This window comes from Emticicia oligotrophica DSM 17448, from assembly GCF_000263195.1.
In the GTDB taxonomy this organism is placed as follows: domain Bacteria; phylum Bacteroidota; class Bacteroidia; order Cytophagales; family Spirosomataceae; genus Emticicia; species Emticicia oligotrophica.
Genome location: NC_018748.1, coordinates 3,849,645 through 3,869,339, shown reverse-complemented (window position 1 = coordinate 3,869,339; position 19,695 = coordinate 3,849,645). Strand labels below are relative to the sequence as shown.

Below are 19,695 nucleotides of genomic sequence, written 5' to 3'. Positions count from 1 at the left end.
ATGAAAAAAATAATTGCTCTTGTATTACTTTCTATTTCGTTTACTCAAACCACATTGGGGCAGCGAGTCAACGTACCAGATGTACCTAAGAAAGTTGAGTTTGCGGGTATTACAATAAAGCTTGATGATGATGCTCAAAAACTCATACAAAAAGAAGTAAATACCCTTTTAACCCCTGAGAACAAATACTTAATTGATAAATTAGAGCGAATTCAATGGTATTTTCCAGTCATTGAATCAATTTTAGAAGAAGAAGAAATTCCCGAAGATTTCAAGTATGTTGCAGTTGCTGAAAGCTCTTTACTCCCTGATGCTATCTCAAGCTCAAATGCAGTTGGATTTTGGCAAATGAAGCAAGCTACTGCCCAAGAATTAGGCCTTAGAATAGACTCGGAGATTGATGAAAGAAAAAATATCTATGCCTCAACCAAAGCAGCAGCACTCTATCTGAAACGCAATAATCTGATTTATAAAAATTGGGTTTCAACATTATATTCCTACACACTGGGTGTAGCTGGCGTAAGTAAATTAATACCTCCTCATTGGGCAAATGGTAATGAAATTAATTTTGATGGCCAAACCGACCGTTATTTATTAAAAACCATTGCACACAGAATTGCTTTTGAATATAGAATCAATCGTATGAAAGAATCTCGTTTTTCTTTTGTAGAGTATAGAAATTCAAAAGGCAAAAGCCTAGATGATATTGCAACAATTTTCGATGTTGATGCCATCGAATTAAAAAAGCTCAACTCTTGGCTAATAGCAGATAATATCCCAAGAGATAAAGATTATTCTGTTGCTATTTTAGTACCCATTGAAAATTTAGAAAATATTCAATCGAAGCTAAGTAAACCAGTTGAACTGACTTCAAGTAATGCTAAATTTCCTATCTTAAAAAGAATAACGCCATCAAGTGCTTCTCCGGAAGAGCCTGTTTTCTACGAAATTAATGGCAAAAAAGGTATCTTAGCTCAAGCGGGTGATGATATTGCTGCTTTAGCAAGAAATGGGAAAATGAAAATACCTGACTTTTTACGTTATAATGATATGACAGCTATGGATTTAGCAGAAGAAGGTAGGATTTATTATTTACAAAAAAAGAATAAAAAAGGTCCAGTTCCTCAACATATTGTACTTCAAGAGCAAAATTTGTGGCAAATATCGCAAATCTACGGAATACGTCTTAAAAATTTATTGAGATTGAACCGACTACGTACTGTTAAACCTATCCAAAAAGGAAGAGTAATCTATTTACAAAAGAAGCGTCCAAAAAATGAGCCTATTGATGCCATTAATACAAAAGAAATAGAAGAGTCTGAAAATGTTCCGCTCAAAGAACAGTACGAAAATACTGATGAGAAGGCTATTACAAAGGAAAATACAAAAAATGACCGCAAAAAAGAGAACAAGACGCCTAAAAATAATTCCAAAAACACTAATATTCCTGAGAATACTTCGGTAGTAGAAACAAACAAACAAAATCCACGCCTAAGAGAAGAGGATGATATAATTGTTATTTCAGATAGTGATGAAACTGAAGAAAATACAAATAGAACACCAATTAATCAAACTCCTCCTGCTACAGTAAAAAACACGCCAGTAAACCCAATCCAGAGTCCAGTAAAACCTAATACAGGAAAAAACTCGACTCCTATTACTAACAATGTACAAAATTCGGGAACACACAAGGTTGAAGTTGGTCAGACCCTTTATAGTATTGCCCGACAATACAATATTACAATAAAGGAATTAGCGGAATGGAATGATTTTTCTACCACCGAACGTGTAAAGATCGGACAAGTGCTTATTGTTACACCCCCTAAAACTGGCAACAAAGTTGTTAGTTCAGAGACATCAAAGACTACTAATAACTCATCAGAAAAAAATAGTACTTCAAGCAAAATACATAAAGTACAAAGAAATGAAACATTATATAGCATTTCGAAACAATATGGGGTAACTATGAAGCAAATTAAAGAATGGAATGACATGAAAAGTGAAAATGTTAAGATTGGACAAAAAATTATTATCAAGAAATAATTATTGCCAAGAATTTTAAATTACATTGCTTGTTGACACGACTCTATTCTGTTAGAGATAATATCCAATGTAAAAAAACAATAAAATGATTTTAATTGATAATACTTGTATAAGTGAGGATGTTGCCGACAAAATGTTTGTCTGCGATTTAGAAAAATGCAAAGGTGCATGTTGTGTAGAAGGCGATTTAGGTGCTCCTTTGGAAGAATCTGAACTTCCAATTTTAGAGGAAATTTATGAACATGTAAAACCTTATCTTTCGCCAGAGGGCATAAAAGCGATTGAAGAACAAGGAAAATATATCAAAGATTGGGAAGATGATTATTCAACTCCCACCATTGGTGATAAAGAGTGTGCATACGCCATTTACGATGAAAATAAAACCTTAAAATGTGGCATTGAGCAAGCCTATCTTGATGGTAAAATTTCGTGGCAAAAACCAATTTCTTGTCACTTATACCCAATACGAATAACAAAATATGAGAGCTATCATGCAATAAATTATGATCGTTGGTCTATTTGCAGCGATGCTTGTTCGTTGGGCGAAAAACTAGGTGTACCAGTATATAAATTCCTCAAAGAACCTCTAATTAGAGCTTATGGAAAAGAATGGTATGCAGAATTAGAAAGTGAAATTGAAAGTATGAATCAAAAATAGTGAAGAAATCACAAGAAAATATTTTTGATGACATTTACGAAATAGTCAAACTTGTACCAGCCGGCCGAGTAACTAGTTATGGTGCCATTGCCAAATATTTAGGCTTAGGAGCTGCTCGAATGGTCGGCTGGGCAATGAATGCAAGTCATGGTTTGCCTGATGTTCCCGCTCATAGAGTAGTCAACCGAATTGGTTTATTGACGGGCAAACATCATTTTGGCGGTAATCGAATGCAAGAATTACTTGAAAGCGAAGGGGTGAAAGTGGAAAAAGACCAAGTAGTAAATTTCAAAGCCATATTTTGGAACCCCTCCGAAGAATTACTTTGAAGCACTTTTATTTTTTCTACAAGCATCACTGCAATATTTCACTTCCTCCCAATCTTTTTCCCATTTCTTTCTCCATGTGAAGGGTCTGCCACACACAATACATTCTTTACTTGGTAAGTTTTCTTTTTTTACTCCTCTCATCTTCTTTAAAAATACATATTATAAAACAATCTTGACCGATGATTGTTGTAAAAATGATATTATTCATCTTTATTTTATGAATTCGAGACAAAAGTACAAAACACTTACTGACCAAGAAAAAGACCGAATTATTGAAATGGCTTGGGAAGACAGAACTCCATTTGATGCCATTGAAATACAATTTGGATTAAAAGAACAAGAAGTAATAGAACTCATGCGAAGAGAAATGAAACCTTCATCATGGCGAATGTGGAGAGAGCGAGTTCAAGGACGCAGCACTAAACATTTGGCCAAATCTTTAGTGAGTGATTTTAGACATAAATGTAACCTTCAAAGAAATATTACACACAATAAAATATCAAAAAGATAAGTTGCTGATAATCATTGATTTTTGTTTTCTTTGAATTTTCCAAAATAAGTTTTCTTTTTTCTTATTTTTTCAAAATTTACAATTGCTTAATTAAAGAAAAACCGTATCTTTGCACCAAAGAATATTTTGCACTTCTTAAAACAACTACTCCCAATGAGTATTAACAAACTAGATCAAATAGACCATACCCTGCTGGAGATTCTACAAAGTAACGGTAAGATAACAAACGCTCAACTTTCAAAAGAGATAGGTCTCTCGCCTGCCCCTACTTTAGAAAGAGTAAAAAAATTAGAAACATCAGGTATCATTAAAAGTTACCATGCTCAAATAGATAGAGAAAAGGTGGGTCTTGGCGTAATGACATTTGTACAGGTTTCGCTTTCTGGCCACAGAAAAGCAGTTACAGAAGCATTTGTTGAAAAAATTGCTAAAGTACCAGAAATCATTGAATGTCATCACGTAACTGGCTCTTGCGATTTTTTACTAAAGGTTATCGCAAAAGATATTAATTCTTATCAAAAACTCATTATGGAAACAATAAATGAGATTGAAGAGGTAGCAAGTACACAAACGATGGTAATTCTATCAACCTTCAAAGACACACAGGTATTACCCGTTCCTTGATAGAAACTAACTCCAATAAAAATCCCCGAAATTCTTATTTCGGGGATTTTTTATGAAATATTTTTATCGATTTTTATTTAACTGCCCAATTTTTATCCAATTCTAGTCAGGTTGAAGTGTAGTTGCGATATATACTTCTTTCTTATTATAATTGAATACATTTGCTCCACTAAGCTTCATTTGTGCAGAAACTTGATTGGGCGTAAGTTTATACATGCTTCCCGTGACCGCATCTATCACAATTCCAATCACTCCACCTAAAATGATATTACCAAAAAACCAGCCATCTACTTTCCTTTGTAGGATTGTTTCATAAGGTTGGTAGCCTTCCATTGTAATAGATATTTTATATCCTTGCTTTGTAGAAGGTTCACCTTCAAATCGTCCATTTCTTGGTAATCCTAAAACCTTGGGTGTTTGTCCGAATTCTTTTCCATCAATAAAAATTTTAGCTCCACTTGGTTGACTCGAAACTACAATATCTTGAATTTTTCCGTGTATAATTGAAGCACAGCTTACTAATGCTCCAAATGAGAAAAGAGTCAATAATGATAAAATCGTTTTTTTGATAAGTTTATCCATAAAATAGTCTGTGGTAAAATATAAAGAAATGTAAATTAGTGTTTGATTATTTTTTTGGTAATAGTTAAGCCCTGGGCTTTTATCTTCAGTATATAGAATCCTGCTGGTAGCTCATGAATATCTATTTTTTCTGATTCATTGAAAAGAACTTGCTTCATAAAAACAGATTTTCCTTCAATATTTTGAATATAAAGATTGCCCTTAATTGGTTTAACTGTGTGATTTTTAATAAAAATTTCACCTAAAGTCGGATTTGGAAAAACTGAAATCGGTTGATTTTCATCTTCTGTTGCAAGTGGAGACAAGATTGTCAGTGAATTATCAGCCAATATCATACCTGCCCCACAAATATTCCCAATTTGCTCAATTGTATAGATTCCTCCTGCCTTAGGTTTAACTTTGATACTAACTTCTTTTAATTGAGTAGTATTTTCGGGTAAAGAACTAATTTTATAGGTAAATGGAGGCGTGCCTGTAAAGCGTAAATTAAGATTTACAAGGGTATCAAAAGCTAAAGTTTTATTACCAGTAAAACTGATTGAAGCAGGAGTTGACACACTAAAACTTTTACTTGATACTACTTCGAAAAAATCGACATTAGGCCTTACCCTAAAAAGATAGTTACTTCCTTCCTTCAAAGTATCAGATAATGTAATCTGAAATGGACTTGTCGAACTTTTTGCCAAAACTGATGGCTTGTTAAAATTACCATTCAAGTCTGATAACTCAAGTTGATAAGTCCATTTGTCTAAACTGGTATTTTTTACCGAAAAGGGAACTGTTAAGGTATTTTTTATACAAACCTTAGTGTTTTCAGCTAATTCTACGCTAATGATTGGTTGTGGAGAAACATTAATTTGGAACACATCTTTCATGAAACCTAATGAATCTACAACCGAAATTATTGTATCTTTTTTTGGTACAAATTCTATAAAGGGTTGATTAAGTATTTTATTCGACCAATTACCCGAACCTTTCCAAGAAGTATTTAATCTAACTTTCTCTCCATAATCTACTGCTAATTTTACATTTCTATTAACATTTTTAAAAACCGTAAAATTATCTCTAATGACTCCATCAGCTGCTACCCATTTAGCATAAAGTCGATTTTCATTAATAGTAAATAATAATGACCCGCCAATTGTAACATTAGAATAAACCGAACTTGGATGAGGATTGGGGTCTCCATTCCAATCTAAACGACCCGCCGAACCAACAACACAATAGATTGTCCCTTCATCTTTATTAATGATTGGTTTTGAACCTACAACATTTTCATATTTCCCATTAACATTTTGCACAGCATGGGTATTGACATCAAAAGTCATTGAGTGGCCAGTATGGCCTTTCATTAAATACGAACGTTCGTACGAATGACTATGACCATTTAGGACTAAATCTACCTTATATTTATCAAAAATAGGCACTAAACTTTCTCGAATAGCCACTAAATCGGGCTCGGCATTTGAATCATGTGAGCGTTTAGTATATGGTGGATGATGGAAGAATACAATCGTCCATAAAGATTTACCTTTATTGGCCTCTAAATCAGAAATAAGCCATTGATATTGTTTACTTCTCGCATCAGAAAGTCGATATTTTCCTTCATCTAAACCATAGGAATCAAGCGATATAAAATGGATATTACTGTAATTGAATGAATAATATTCTTTCGTATTTGAAGCAACTCCGCCCATTTCAGCCTTAGTTGGTACACTAATTACGTTAAAGTAATTTATCTTTTTATCTACTTGTCCAGTCGAAGTTTCATAATATTCATGATTTCCGGGAGACGGAAAAAAAACTGTATTTCCCAAAATACTACTTCCATAGAAATCAAAAATTTGTCTTTGGTATTCTATATCAGTTCCACAACAATAGGCGTTATCACCCAACCAAAGCCACAAATCTGTATAATTTGATTTATTCTTTAAATACTGTTCTCGAACTGCATTTTGATTCTTGACATATACTTCTTTCGAGTCATCTCCAAAGTCACCCATCGCCCAAATATTGATAGGACGAGTATTTCCTGCAGTTGGTGCAGTAATAAAGTAGAAATCTTTACCAGAAGCTAAAGTCTTTGCACCTGAAACAACTGAATAAAAATATTTTGTATTGGGTTGAAGATTCGTTAATTGAACAATGTGTTCTTGGGTAGATTCTTCAATTTTTTGAGAGAAAGTACTTGAACTTTCAGCAGTTGAGAAGTTTATAATACTATTGCTTTGAATATCGGTACGCCAGCGAATAATTACCCCATTTGAACTTAATTGCTGAAGATATGGCCCACGGGTAAGATTTTGAGCATAGAGTTTTCCATTCTGAAAACAACAGCATTGTATTATCAGAATGGAAAAGAATGCAACCTTTATTTTTTTTAGATGAAGCATTTCATTTGGTAAATTTATCCAAAAATACTTCTAAAAGGCTTAAAATTGTACAAAAGAGCTTATTTCTTTTTCTTTTCGGCTTTCAGAAGCTTTTTTGTATCTTCTATTAATTTTTTAGCTTCTTTATGAATTTCTAATTTTTTATCGGCGTTACTGAGTACCACATTAAAATATTGTAGGGCACTTTGATAATCTTTCTCTGCACTGGCAATTTTTCCTAAGCCTAAGTTCGCTCCCCAAAAATAGCCAGAATCTTTTGAATCATTCTGTAGAGCAAAATCAATTGTTTTTTGATAATATTCCTTAGCTTTTGGATAATTTCGACGGTAATTAAAATTGATATATCCTAAAATATAAGCAGCATAACGTCCTGCGGTACTTTCATAACCATATTTTGCAACGTTCACATTAGCTAATAGTTCTTCTGCTAATTTTTCAGCTTCATCTGCTTTTCCGAGCATAAAGGCGGTACGGGCTGCGTAACGATGAAAAAATGAATTATCAGGATAAATAGCATGCATTTGAGCAGCTTCATAATAAGCTTTCTGATGCTGATTTTCCATCGAATAAATTTGCATCAAAAAGTATTTAGCCTCCATTCGAGTATAAAAAGCATTGGAAGCAACATATTCTAATTGCTTGATTCCTTCGGCTTTTACACCTTTATGAAAGAAAATAAGCATGGGTTTCAATGAAGGATAATTTTCCGGAATCCACTTAGAATAATAGTTATAAAGTCCGTCACCAATGGCTAATTCAGGATTAAAATCACCGAAACCACGACACTTATCCAAATATTTCAATGCCTGTTTTCCTGCCCAAGCTGCTTTTACCCAATTTCCACGTTCGGTGTGTAAACGCCCTTTGAATGCATAAGCTGCCGCTTCGAAAAATGCCGCTTCCTTATCTCCATCGTCATCATCAAGCATTTCATCGGCTAAATCAATTGCTCTATCCATATTAGCAAAAAAGGCATCATCGTGCGATTCATCTTTGGTATCAGGAACAATTTTCCACCATTCATTCAAACCAATCAAGAAAAAACCAATGGGGTGCTCAGGATATTTAACGGTCAACCACCTAAAATCACGTTCTGCGGCATCGAACTTGAAATTATACATATTATTGATTGCTTGTGTGGCTTCAATCTGAATGGCCCTATTAGCTAAAAGAACCTCATGTTGTTTTTTCTTAGTAGTACCACCAAACCAAGAAAACTGTGCTTGAGCAAGCTGGCTCAATAGCACCAATAATAATATAGCACTTAAATTAATAACTCGTTTAAAAAATATTGGATTCACGATATTCATACTTTTGGATTTATGCATCTTTAACGCTTGATTTTGCATCAAATTATGCAAACCTTAAAATTTTCTTAAAATTATTTTACATAAAATATTCACCACTTTGAAGTATTCAATACACAAAGGTAATTTCAAATCAATTTACTAACTTGCATTTTGATTTAAAATTGCAATCAAATGAAGCAAATTAGAGACAAAACGTTCGTTCCTTTCATCGAATCCGAATCACTTCAAAACAGAATCAAAGAGTTAGCTCAAGAAGTTAACAAAGATTATGCTGGAAAAAATCCTCTTTTAATTGGCGTGCTGAATGGTTCCTTTATGTTTGTTGCCGATTTGTTCAAATCAATTGACATTGAATGTGAGGTGACATTCATCCGAGTGTCTTCCTACCAAAGCACCGAATCTACTGGAAAAGTAAAACAAGTATTAGGTTTAAAAGAAGACATTAAAGACCGTCATATAATAATTGTTGAGGATATTGTTGATACTGGAATGACAATGCAAGAAATTTTAGGTCAGTTAGCTTCAAACCAACCAGCCTCTATCAAAATCATGACCATGCTTTTTAAGCCAGAAGCTTTAAAAGTACCACTGAAACTAGACTATGTGGGTTTTGAAATTCCAAATAAATTTGTATTAGGTTATGGACTAGACTATGATGGTTATGGCAGAAATACCGATACAATATACGTACTCAAAGAATCATAATACTTTTTAAATAAATTATATTCAAAAGGCTGGAATTCAATAAATTACATTTGTCTATTCGGTAATGATAAAATGAAAATAATTATCTAAAAATGCTTGTTTTTCTTCGAAAAAGCGATTAGTTTAAAGTTGAAAAATCTAATCTCTATCCCATTACAACTATGGACTACGAAGACGAAATTCTTTATAAGGTTTTAGTAAACCACGAAGAACAATATAGTATTTGGCCTGTTGTTAGAGAAAACCCTTTAGGCTGGAAAGATATAGGTAAAACTGGAACAAAAAAAGAGTGTCTTGAGTATATTGAGCAAGCTTGGACTGATATGAGTCCTCTTTCGCTCAGAAAAAAAATGGGGGGATTCTGAAAGTATCCTCCCATTTTTTTAAATAAATTATCACAAACTAAACCCTAAAAAAACGTGAAGAAACTACTAACGTTGCTCTTCTTATTGGGCTATTTATATCAATCTAATGCCCAAAAAGATTATTTTTTTCCTAAAAAACAGCTAAACCCTGCAATTCCAACACCCGAGCAATTTCTTGGCTATGGTATCGGTTTGCATCATACTCGACATGATAAATTAGTGGAGTATATGCGTGAACTCGACCGAGTATCTGACCGAGTAACGGTACAAAAAATAGGAGAAACTAATGAGCATCGAGAACAAATAATTGTAACATTTTCAGCTCCTGAAAATATCAATCGCTTAGAAGAAATTAGAAAAGAACACTTAGCCCTTACTGACCCTTCAAAACCAATGCCTGATACACAAAAAGCTCCAGCGATAATCTGGTTGGGATACAATGTGCATGGCAATGAACCTTCTGGTGGAGAAGCTTCTATTCTTACTGCCTACTATTTGACGGCAACCCAAGACCCAGAAGCACTCAATTGGCTGAAAAATGCGGTAATTTTAATGGAACCCGTAATTAATCCCGATGGCCGTGACCGACACACCCATTGGGCAAATATGCACAAAGGCGACCCAATGGTTGCTGATGCCAACGACCGTGAACACAATGAGGTCTGGCCGGGTGGACGAACGAATCATTACTGGTTTGACTTGAACCGTGACTGGTATTTGGCAGTAAATGTAGAAAGTAGAAATCGCTTGGCGTATTATCATCAATGGCTGCCAAATGTTGTAACAGATTTTCACGAAATGGGTACCAATGCCTCTCATTTTTTTGAACCAACTAAAGAAAATGCCGAAAATCCGCTTGTGCCCAAAACTGTTTATAAAGACCTAAATAGCAAATTTGCCAAATATTTTGAGCAAGCTATGAATGAAATAGGATCATTATATTATACTAAAGAATCTTTCGATAATTTCTATCCCGGCTATGGTTCAAGTTACCCTGATATGGAAGGTGGTTTGGGACTTTTATTTGAACAAGCAAGTTCACGCGGACATTTACAAGAAAGTCAAAACGGAGATTTAAGCTTTGGATTTACTGTTAGAAATCAATTAGTGAATGCTTTAGCTACCATTAGAGCATCTTTGGTCGAAAAAGAAACTTTACTAAAGCATCAGCGAAACTTCTTCAATGAAACTATTGCTCAAGGACAAAAATTTCCAACAAAAGCATATATCATCGGTGATTCTTACGACCAAAGCCGCAATAGAGCTTTTTGGGATTTATTACTTCAACACAATATTGAGTTTTATCATTTGAATAATGATATGAGTGAATCAGGCCAGACTTTCAAAAAAGGTAAAGCAATCCTTATTCCTTCGGCACAGCCTCAATATCTAATGGTTCGCTCTATTTTCGACCGCCCAACTACCTTCGCAGATAGCTTATTTTATGATGCATCGGCTTGGAATTTAGCTTTAGCCTATGGTTTACCACACGCCGAAATAAAAGGAGCATTTTCAAAAGGTGAACGAATTACGAAAGCTGACTTAAAGCCAAATCCAAATTCATTCAATAAAAGTGAGTATGCTTATCTTATTGATTGGACAGATTACTATGCACCAAAAGCTTTAAATCAATTACTAGAAAATCAAATTCTCACTAAAGCAGCATTCAAAAAATTTAGTATTGGAGGAAAAGAATACGGACACGGAACATTACTTATTTCGGTGCAAAAACAAAAGATAAGCTCTGAAGAATTATTTCAAAAACTCAAGCAAATTTCACAAAATACAGGTGTTAATATAGAGCCTGTATCAACAGGCTTTAGCAGTACTGGAATTGATTTGGGCAGTAATAGTTTTCAATCCGTAAAAAAACCACAAGCCATGATGCTTGTTGGTGGAGGAGTAACTGCTTCTGAAGCGGGAGAAGTTTGGCATTTACTCGATACAAAAATTGGTATGCCTATAACGAAGGTAGAAGTTTATAATTTTGCACGTTTGAATATCAATCGCTACAATACGATAGTTTTAGTTGGTGGAAACTATTCAGCGTTAGATAAAGCATCTGCTCAAAAACTAAAAGCTTGGGTAGCAAACGGTGGTACGCTTATCACCTTAAAAACAGGAACTGAATGGGTAATTAAACAAGATATTGCGAAAGAAAAGTTAAGAGAGGTAAAAGCAGATAGTAGTAGAAATAAAACTCGAATCGCATTTGAAGATTTTCAAGCTGCTGAAGGAGCCAAACAAACAGGTGGAGCTATTTTTGAAGCTGAACTTGATATTACTAGTCCAATTGGTTTCGGTTATACTAACAAAAAAATGGCTATTTACAGAAATAACAATACAGTTTTAGAGAGAAGTACGGGAGCTGCAAACTCTGTTTTAGTCTATACTGCCAACCCACGAATTACGGGCTATGTACATCCAGAATCTTTGAAAAGAATTGCCAATTCGGCGGCAATAAATATAAATTATGAAGGAAATGGTCGGGTAATTTTATTTTCTGACGACCCAAATTTCAGAGGAACTTGGTTTGGCACGAATAAACTTTTCCTAAACGCCCTTTTCTTTGGAAGTAATATAAGCATGGGAGGACAATTCGCTGAGGAAGAATAATTGTTGAAGAAGTAAAAAATAAATGGGTTGGCGAAGGCCAACCCTTTATCTGTTTACTAACCTTAAAAAATAGATATAAATTTAATTCTTGTTCACTACAAACTTCACAGTATCGGCATTAATACCCGTAAAAATCCCTAATCCATTGATAATGCTTGTTGGAGGTGTACTAAGATTCTGAGAGGTAGTACCTGTGGCTTGATACAAAGCAGCATATTCGCCATTTACACGGTATAAAATAATATCGTGCTTTCCGAAAAATTGGAAACTTTGCGAACGAACAACATTCGAGCTACCAATAAGTGGTTCATTGAAAAATCTAAAACTTGGAAAACTTGACCCAGATGGCGGGATAATAATTTGCACACGGTTTTCCTCTACATTTTCAACAGCTACAAAATGATAGTAATTATTTGGATTACTCCACGTTAAATTGACCGAAGTATTTTCTTGGTTAAATCCTCCACCCGGACGAATCCCTCCTCCACTCCCTGGAGTGAAATTTGATAAATCAATTTGAGTGCGTGAAATTTCGGTTTTATCACTTTTGAAATTTATGGGTTTACTTGGAATTTCAGTAGTTGCTCTAACTTTTCTACCTTTGAAATCAAATTCTAACGAATACGTGGTGCCTGCTGGGCCAATTAGTTCATTATTAGCTGATGTGTACAAGCCACTTCCCTGAGAAGAAAGTGTAAACGTTTTTCCATTACTACCAATAATTTTGATAGAAACTCCATCAATTGGCTGAGAAACACCCTCAGAAGTATCTGAATAAGGGATTTCTGAATAAAGTTTTAGACTTACTGGGTGATTAGGGGCTAAATATGCCTCAACAACAGGCTTATCGCCTGGGTTAATCACGGTATTTGTTTCTGTGCAACTCCCCAAAAATATTAGGAAACTCAACAGGAAAAAGCTGATATTTATATTTTTCATTTTAGAAAACACTTTAATTTTTCTTGTTCTTTATCAATTACTTCAATTTCCAACTTAATGTAACGTTTGGTGTAATACCTAAATACTTCACATTAGTAATCTGCAATGCAGTAATATCATCTTCTTTAATTACTTGGAAACGCTTATACCATACATTACTACGGTTATAAAGATTAAATATTGAAAAAGTTACATTGAAATGAGAGCTAAAATTATATGTTGCCGAAACATCCATTCGATGATAAGCAGGAAAACGGTTTGCATTTTTATCTGAAGGATTTGTAAAGTTTTTCACTGAACCATCCAAAAGCACTAACTGATATGCTCCCAAAATAGAAGTATATGGGCGGCCCGAAGAGTAAATCCAAGTAGCAGCAAAATCCCACCTTTTATATTTATAAGAGCCAATTGCCTTAAATTGATGGCGAACATCTTGGTCTGAATAATAAGGTTTATCAGAAAAAGCAGAGATATTTCTTTTGGCTTCTGCCAAAGTATATCCAATCCAACCATTGAAATCTCCAAACTTTCGCTGAATCAACACATCAACTCCGCGTACAATCTCTGAACCATTAAAAAACGTTTCTGATACACTTAAACCTCGACCAATTTTAGGCACAAAACGCAATGTATATTCTGTGATATTTGTACTATTTTTCTGGTAGAATTCTACATCGAACAAGTAATTTGCTAACTCATAGCTTCCTCCTAAAATTAAATGATTTGACTTCGTAACGGGCAAAGACTCGGCATTTGAAAGAATCCAAAAATTACGATTTCCTTGTGAAATATCTTCTCTGTTTATTTGCTTAACAAACTGATAATAAACACCCGCCGCAGCTTTCAATTTAAATTGTTTTGTGATATTTAGGTTCGCTGAGAAACGAGGCTCAACGTAATTTTTCTTTGTTACATCAAAATTAGTAATGCGTACCCCCGGAATTAAATGCAGGCGTCCGTCGAAGAGTTTTATATTATCTTGAACATAAAATGTGGCGGTAGCTCCTTTATCATTTCGATTCAAAACCGTAATTGTATCATTTTGACTGTAAGTATATTTAATAATGTTTTTAGTATATTGTAAGCCAAAATCTAACTTATTCCCTCTGAAAGCTTGCCACTCGAAATCGGTTTTCGCGGTAAAATCATTTAGATTATTATCTTCTAACTGTCCGATTTTCACATCTCGACTTGTGCCATCTCGAGTAGTTGAAATAGTTCGACTATTATCACGCGTACTATAATAATTGGAGTAACATATCAATGAATTACTATAAAATTTATCACTCCAACGTCTTGACCATTTCAAACTACCACCTAAATTTCCCCAGTTGGATACATCGGTATTTGAAGTATTAAGTCCGATGTTTCTTCCACCAAAGCCTCCTAATCCTCCCAAATTCGAACTAGAAGAATTATCCATATTATCAGTTCCATTATACAAACTGAGTGAAATAATGTCTTTTTTATTGGGAGTAAAAGTAAGTTTTGAATTCAAGTCGTAGAAATAAGAACTTGCCACCTGGTTCGCACTAAAACTACCGAAACGTCCACCACCAGGAAAACCAGGACCTTGTTGTTGCTGCGTTTGTGTCTGATTTTCACTTGTAAACCGCTTAAATAACTTATTATATAATGGTCCTTTATATGATCTACGAGCAGCTACCAAAAAAGTAAAGTTTTTACCAATTGGGGTTTCAATGTAAGCATTCGTACTTAATAAGCTTAAATCCACACCAGAATTAAACTCTTTTTTATTTCCATCTTTACCTGTAATTTCAGCAACGGCTGAAATACGACCACCGAATTTCGCATCAAAACCACCTTTATAAAGCTGAATATCTTTTATTGCATTATAGTTAAAGGCAGAAAAAAAACCAAAAAGGTGGTCAACATGATAAACTGTAAATCCATCATAAAGCACCAATGTTTGGTCTGGCGTACCTCCACGTACATAAAGCCCCGAGGAAGATTCATTTGAAGCACTTACACCTGGCATTAATTGAAAAGCTCTGAAAGGGTCACGCTCACCAACATTTGGCAATTTAGCAATGTTTCTTGGGGTCATTTTTATCATACCCACAATTTCATTTGCTTTCAAAACCTCGGTCTTTTCACCCTCAACTATCACCTCATCGAGCATATCAACTGCAGGCTCAATTTCAATTTTTAAATCATTTACATCAAGCTTAGGATTTAGATGATAATCTCGTGTCCGGTAACCCACATACGAAATCTCTAATGTAACGGTATCTGATGGCACTTTGAGAAGGGTAAAATATCCATCAACATTCGACTGACTACCTATTTGTTCGCCTTTTACTTTAACCGATGCAAAAGGAAGATTCTCGCCATTAGTGATGTCTATGATTCTTCCTGTAAGTGTAAAATTGGTCTTATCAGCCTTTCCATTATACTGTTTATCTACAATGGTTTCAATCTTTGCAGATTTTGGGACAATGCTTATAAATCCATTTTCATCAATAAATTGCTTGAGTGGTAGTTTTTTCAATATTGACCTCAAACCCGATTCAATCGTTTCATTCGAAAACCAGTGAGTAACATTATATGACTTCAACAAATCTTTATCATAAAGTAGTTTTAAGCCATACTTTTCTTCTAAATCAGCTAAAATGGTAGTTAACGGAATATTATTGTAAAACTCATCTTTGATGACCTTTGTGTTTACTTCCGCCATTTTAGGCACTTGTGCGGCTGATTCTTTTGGTAAAAAAATAAGTAGTAATAGAAAATAAAGAAGAAATCTTTTCATTATCAACGTCTATTGGTTTGGTTCAAAAACATAGACGAAAGCATTTGTTTAGCCGATGCATAAATTAAAAAAAGTAGAGAAACTTTAATCTTTTATGTCTCCTTATGACACCTTTGTTGGTGATATTATGGTTTAAAAATTTCTGTTCAGTTTTACTAATAGGAATTTTTCCTTTGAATAAAATAAAATTCCAGTTTTCTAAAAAGTCGAATCTTACTTAAAGCGAGAATAACAAAATGATGACTCTACATAGTCTTTCAAGTACGCAATAAATCCTAGTTAAACATTCTAATTTGCTTATCTATTCCGAATGCTCAGAATCAGCTCTAAGTAGCTTCATATTAAATTTTGCATTTTTTTACGAAATAATTTGCAAGTGTTCTAATATAAATTTACCTTCGCAAGTAATTGATTATCAGTCAATTTACTATAACTAACCCCTAAAATAAATAAAATGGATTTTCGTACTGAAATTGAAGTGGCACCCGCTCGCTTCAAAATCAGCACTGACTCAAAAATCATGACCGTTGGTTCGTGTTTTTCCGAGGTCATAGGTAGTCAGTTAACTGACAATAAACTACAATGCCTTTGTAATCCTTATGGCACTGTATTTAACCCCGCTTCGATATTCAAGCTAATTAGTCATAGTTTGCAAAATCAACCCATTTTTAAGCATCTTATGCTTGAAAATAATGGAATATGGCAACATTATGATTTTCATTCGAAGTTTTATGCCCATTCGAAAGAAGAGCTTGAAAAAGAGTTAAACCTTACGCACAGAAACGTAAATCAGTTTCTTCGTAAAGCAAACTTTTTAGTCATTACGCTTGGCACATCAATTGTTTATCAGCTCAAGGAAAACAGTCAAATTGTATCAAATTGCCATAAAACACCTGCTTCGCACTTCAAAAAAGAACTACTCAATGTAAAGGACATTATCATGAAATTCCGTCCGATGTATGAAACTTTGAAAATGCAAAACAATAAGATAAAAATCTTGTTGACCGTGAGCCCAGTACGCCATACGCGTGAAACACTCCAACTCAACTCCGTAAGTAAGAGTATTCTCCGTACTGCGTGCTATCATTTGGAGCAAGATTTTAGCGATGTACATTATTTTCCTAGTTATGAAATCATGATGGATGACCTTCGTGATTATCGTTTCTACAAGGCAGATATGATTCATCCGAATGAGCAAGCAGAGCAATATATTTTTGAGAAATTTGCAAATACTTACTTTACCGAAGACTTAAATATTTTCCTAAAAGAGTGGAATAAAGTAAAAATGTCGCTTAATCATCGTCCTATTCAAGTTGATACGCCTGCTCATCAAAGGTTTCTCAACGATTTGCTAGAAAAACTAACAATTTTGAGTAATAAAATTGATGTTACCAGCGAAATTGAGTTAGTACGTTCGCAATTAGTGGCGGCATAAAAAACTCAACAAAAAACTGTAAAACGATGTAACAATTGCATCGTTTTATAGTTTTTTTGTTTAAAAGCCTATTCAAAATGTTTGGTAACACCTTTTTAAAAGCAAAGTGGCAAAACTTAGTAATGGCCAATTATGAAGTTTCGCCAGAAATTCTAAAGAAACACCTCCCCTACAAAACCGAACTCGATTTTTGGAATGGTCGGTGCTATGTAAGTTTAGTGGGCTTTCAGTTTTTCGATACGCAGGTGCTAGGTATTAAATTCCCCTTTCATACTAACTTTGAAGAAGTGAACCTACGCTTTTATGTACGCTACAACGATAACGGTGAATGGAAAAGAGGAGTTGTTTTTGTGAAAGAAATCGTACCAAAAGCTATGATTACTTTGATTGCCAATTCACTTTACAGGGAGAATTACGCAACCCACCCTTGCAATCATAAGATTATAACAGATAATCATGAAATATCTGCACAATACGAGTGGAAGTCGCGTTCTGGTTGGAATAGTTTACAAGTTTGGTCAGATTTAACTCCACAAACCATAAGTTTAGGAAGCGAAGAAGAATTTATCACAGAACATTATTGGGGTTATGCGGCTTATTCTACACAAAAAACCAATGAATATCAAGTACAACACCCACGTTGGTTGGTACATAGAGTGAATAAGTACCAAATCTTGTGTAATTTTGAGGAACTTTATGGTAAAGAATTCGCTTTTTTAAAAGATAAGCAGCCAATTTCAGTACTTCATGCTCAAGGCTCAGAAGTGGCAGTCCTGAAAGGAAAAATAATTACTTAGACCCGTACATTACCCCGTACAACAATACAAAAATGGGAGAACTAACCATCACTAAAGAAAAAGTGCTACAAGCCCTCAGTACAGTTGAGGAGCCTGATTTAAAGAAAGACCTAGTTACGCTCAATATGATTAAAGATATTGAGGTAGGAGTAAATCAAGTAACATTCACGGTTGTTCTAACAACCCCAGCATGTCCGCTCAAAGAACTTATCAAGAAAAATTGCGTTGATGCTATACATAAACACCTAAACCCTGATGTTCAGGTTACAGTTAATATGACAGCCGACGTAACCTCTATCAGAAATAATGCACCTGTATTATCAAGTGTAAAAAATATCATTGCTGTATCCTCAGGTAAAGGTGGAGTAGGAAAATCTACTGTTACAGTAAATTTGGCAATGGCGTTAAAAAAATCGGGTGCTAAAGTTGGTATTATTGATGCTGATATTTCTGGGCCTTCAATTCCGATTATGTTTGGTGCTGAAGATGTACAACCATTGATTACACAAAAAGATGGTAAAAACATGATTAACCCAATCTTACAATATGGCATTAAAATGATTTCTATTGGTTTCCTAACACCGCCCGAAAGTGCAGTTGTTTGGCGTGGGCCAATGGCTAGTCAGGCACTACGACAATTTTTTGGTGATGTTGATTGGGGCGATTTGGACTATTTGTTAATTGACCTTCCTCCGGGCACTGGTGATATTCATCTTACCCTTGTTCAAACGGTTCCACTTACAGGAGCTGTCGTTGTCACAACCCCACAAAAAGTAGCTTTAGCCGACGTTACCAAAGGTGTTTCAATGTTTCGTCAGCAGCAAATCAATGTGCCGATTTTAGGTATCGTTGAAAATATGGCTTACTTTACTCCTGCTGAATTACCCAATAACAAATATTATCTTTTTGGTAAAGATGGGGGAAAAAATATGGCGGAAAAACTCCAAGTGCCACTATTAGGGCAAATCCCGATTGTACAAAGTATTAGAGAGGGTGGTGATAATGGCCGCCCAGTGATGATGGATGACGAACCAATTGTTAGTCAGGCCTTCAGAGATGCTGCTGAAGAATTAGCTCGTCAAGTGGCAATTCGAAATGCTTCTGGTCAAAAAACAGCCCGAGTTGAGGTAAGATAAACCTTTATTATTTTTGAACTTATTTTATTTGAATGCTTGTAGTTAAAGAAAGTTTTTAACCAAATTATTTCTTTCTTTTAATTCCTGCTATTTTTTATTACTTTTACAAGGATATATTTGCTGAAAATAAGCTTAGATGGAAAATTTATTAGAAAAAGTAGAGAACGCACTGAATAGCGTAAGACCATATCTACAAACTGATGGAGGCAATGTGAGAGTTGTAGAAGTAACCGAAGATTTAACAGCTAAAATCGAATTATTAGGTGCTTGTGGCACATGTCCAATGTCTTCTATGACTTTTAAAGCAGGCTTAGAAGAAGCTATTTTGAAAGCAGTACCTGAAATAAAGAAAGTTGAAGCTCTTAATCTAACTCCAGCTTTTTGAAATAAATTGGATTTTTTATAGAAATTACGTTTAAAAATCTAAGCCACTTGTTTTTACAAGTGGCTTTTTTATTAACTTGCAAACAGAACTAATT

Annotated in this window: 18 protein-coding genes; 12 read left to right on the top strand and 6 right to left on the bottom strand. The window is 34.5% G+C overall.

Annotated elements, in window-relative coordinates:
* From EMTOL_RS15965 to EMTOL_RS15955, 3 genes are all read left to right on the top strand, one after another.
* Complete coding sequence (locus EMTOL_RS15965) at nt 1-2,043, top strand: LysM peptidoglycan-binding domain-containing protein (protein WP_015030346.1); 2,043 nt, start codon at nt 1-3, stop codon at nt 2,041-2,043.
* A gap of 85 nt (nt 2,044-2,128) precedes the next feature.
* On the top strand, nt 2,129-2,701 hold the full coding sequence (locus tag EMTOL_RS15960; protein ID WP_015030345.1) for a DUF3109 family protein: 573 nt from the start codon (nt 2,129-2,131) through the stop codon (nt 2,699-2,701).
* Nucleotides 2,701-3,030: an MGMT family protein gene (locus tag EMTOL_RS15955; protein WP_015030344.1), complete on the top strand. Its 330-nt coding sequence runs from the start codon at nt 2,701-2,703 to the stop codon at nt 3,028-3,030. The genes EMTOL_RS15960 and EMTOL_RS15955 overlap by 1 nt, the downstream gene beginning before the upstream one ends.
* Here EMTOL_RS15955 and EMTOL_RS22240 read toward each other — a convergent pair.
* A complete protein-coding gene (locus EMTOL_RS22240) occupies nt 3,022-3,171 on the bottom strand; it encodes a DUF2256 domain-containing protein (RefSeq protein WP_015030343.1) in 150 nt (49 codons plus the stop codon). The two genes, EMTOL_RS15955 and EMTOL_RS22240, sit on opposite strands and share 9 nt — an antisense overlap.
* A 76-nt stretch (nt 3,172-3,247) precedes the next feature.
* Here EMTOL_RS22240 and EMTOL_RS15950 point away from each other — a divergent pair, with 76 nt between their 5' ends.
* Nucleotides 3,248-3,541 (top strand): TIGR03643 family protein, encoded by a 294-nt coding sequence (locus EMTOL_RS15950; protein ID WP_041693622.1) that lies wholly within the window; start codon nt 3,248-3,250, stop codon nt 3,539-3,541.
* 153 nt (nt 3,542-3,694) lie between these two features.
* Nucleotides 3,695-4,165 (top strand): Lrp/AsnC family transcriptional regulator, encoded by a 471-nt coding sequence (locus tag EMTOL_RS15945; protein ID WP_015030341.1) that lies wholly within the window; start codon nt 3,695-3,697, stop codon nt 4,163-4,165.
* 102 nt (nt 4,166-4,267) lie between these two features.
* On the opposite strand, the gene EMTOL_RS15940 is transcribed toward EMTOL_RS15945, so the two are convergent.
* From EMTOL_RS15940 to EMTOL_RS15930, 3 genes are read right to left on the bottom strand one after another with little or no spacing between them, the layout of a single operon-like run.
* Complete coding sequence (locus EMTOL_RS15940) at nt 4,268-4,747, bottom strand: PEGA domain-containing protein (RefSeq protein WP_015030340.1); 480 nt, start codon at nt 4,745-4,747, stop codon at nt 4,268-4,270.
* A gap of 35 nt (nt 4,748-4,782) precedes the next feature.
* The gene (locus EMTOL_RS21900) at nt 4,783-7,140 is read right to left on the bottom strand and encodes a metallophosphoesterase (protein ID WP_015030339.1); all 2,358 of its coding nucleotides are present in this window, start codon (nt 7,138-7,140) and stop codon (nt 4,783-4,785) included.
* 59 nt (nt 7,141-7,199) lie between these two features.
* Nucleotides 7,200-8,450, bottom strand: coding sequence for a tetratricopeptide repeat protein (locus EMTOL_RS15930; protein ID WP_052315434.1), 1,251 nt, complete (start codon nt 8,448-8,450; stop codon nt 7,200-7,202).
* A 171-nt stretch (nt 8,451-8,621) separates the two neighbouring features.
* Between EMTOL_RS15930 and hpt the strand changes: the two genes are divergently transcribed.
* The 3 genes from hpt to EMTOL_RS15915 all read left to right on the top strand — a co-directional run bounded on the left by hpt (nt 8,622) and on the right by EMTOL_RS15915 (nt 12,136).
* Nucleotides 8,622-9,155, top strand: coding sequence for a hypoxanthine phosphoribosyltransferase (gene hpt, locus EMTOL_RS15925; protein ID WP_015030337.1), 534 nt, complete (start codon nt 8,622-8,624; stop codon nt 9,153-9,155).
* A 161-nt stretch (nt 9,156-9,316) separates the two neighbouring features.
* Nucleotides 9,317-9,520 (top strand): MbtH family protein, encoded by a 204-nt coding sequence (locus EMTOL_RS15920; RefSeq protein ID WP_015030336.1) that lies wholly within the window; start codon nt 9,317-9,319, stop codon nt 9,518-9,520.
* Between the two features lie 54 nt (nt 9,521-9,574).
* Nucleotides 9,575-12,136, top strand: a complete 2,562-nt coding sequence (locus EMTOL_RS15915) for a M14 family metallopeptidase (protein ID WP_015030335.1) — start codon at nt 9,575-9,577, stop codon at nt 12,134-12,136.
* Nucleotides 12,137-12,217: 81 nt separating this feature from the next.
* On the opposite strand, the gene EMTOL_RS15910 is transcribed toward EMTOL_RS15915, so the two are convergent.
* Entirely contained in the window at nt 12,218-13,075 is an 858-nt protein-coding gene (locus EMTOL_RS15910) for a DUF4249 family protein (RefSeq protein ID WP_015030334.1), read from the bottom strand.
* Between the two features lie 37 nt (nt 13,076-13,112).
* Entirely contained in the window at nt 13,113-15,848 is a 2,736-nt protein-coding gene (locus EMTOL_RS15905) for a TonB-dependent receptor (RefSeq protein ID WP_015030333.1), read from the bottom strand.
* Between the two features lie 454 nt (nt 15,849-16,302).
* Here EMTOL_RS15905 and EMTOL_RS15900 point away from each other — a divergent pair, with 454 nt between their 5' ends.
* The 4 genes from EMTOL_RS15900 to EMTOL_RS15885 all read left to right on the top strand — a co-directional run bounded on the left by EMTOL_RS15900 (nt 16,303) and on the right by EMTOL_RS15885 (nt 19,601).
* Complete coding sequence (locus tag EMTOL_RS15900; RefSeq protein WP_015030332.1) at nt 16,303-17,283, top strand: GSCFA domain-containing protein; 981 nt, start codon at nt 16,303-16,305, stop codon at nt 17,281-17,283.
* A 77-nt stretch (nt 17,284-17,360) separates the two neighbouring features.
* Nucleotides 17,361-18,080, top strand: coding sequence for a YqjF family protein (locus tag EMTOL_RS15895; protein ID WP_015030331.1), 720 nt, complete (start codon nt 17,361-17,363; stop codon nt 18,078-18,080).
* Nucleotides 18,081-18,112: 32 nt separating this feature from the next.
* Nucleotides 18,113-19,216, top strand: coding sequence for an Mrp/NBP35 family ATP-binding protein (locus EMTOL_RS15890; protein ID WP_015030330.1), 1,104 nt, complete (start codon nt 18,113-18,115; stop codon nt 19,214-19,216).
* Between the two features lie 136 nt (nt 19,217-19,352).
* Nucleotides 19,353-19,601, top strand: coding sequence for a NifU family protein (locus EMTOL_RS15885; protein WP_015030329.1), 249 nt, complete (start codon nt 19,353-19,355; stop codon nt 19,599-19,601).
* The last annotated feature ends 94 nt before the right edge of the window (nt 19,602-19,695 follow it).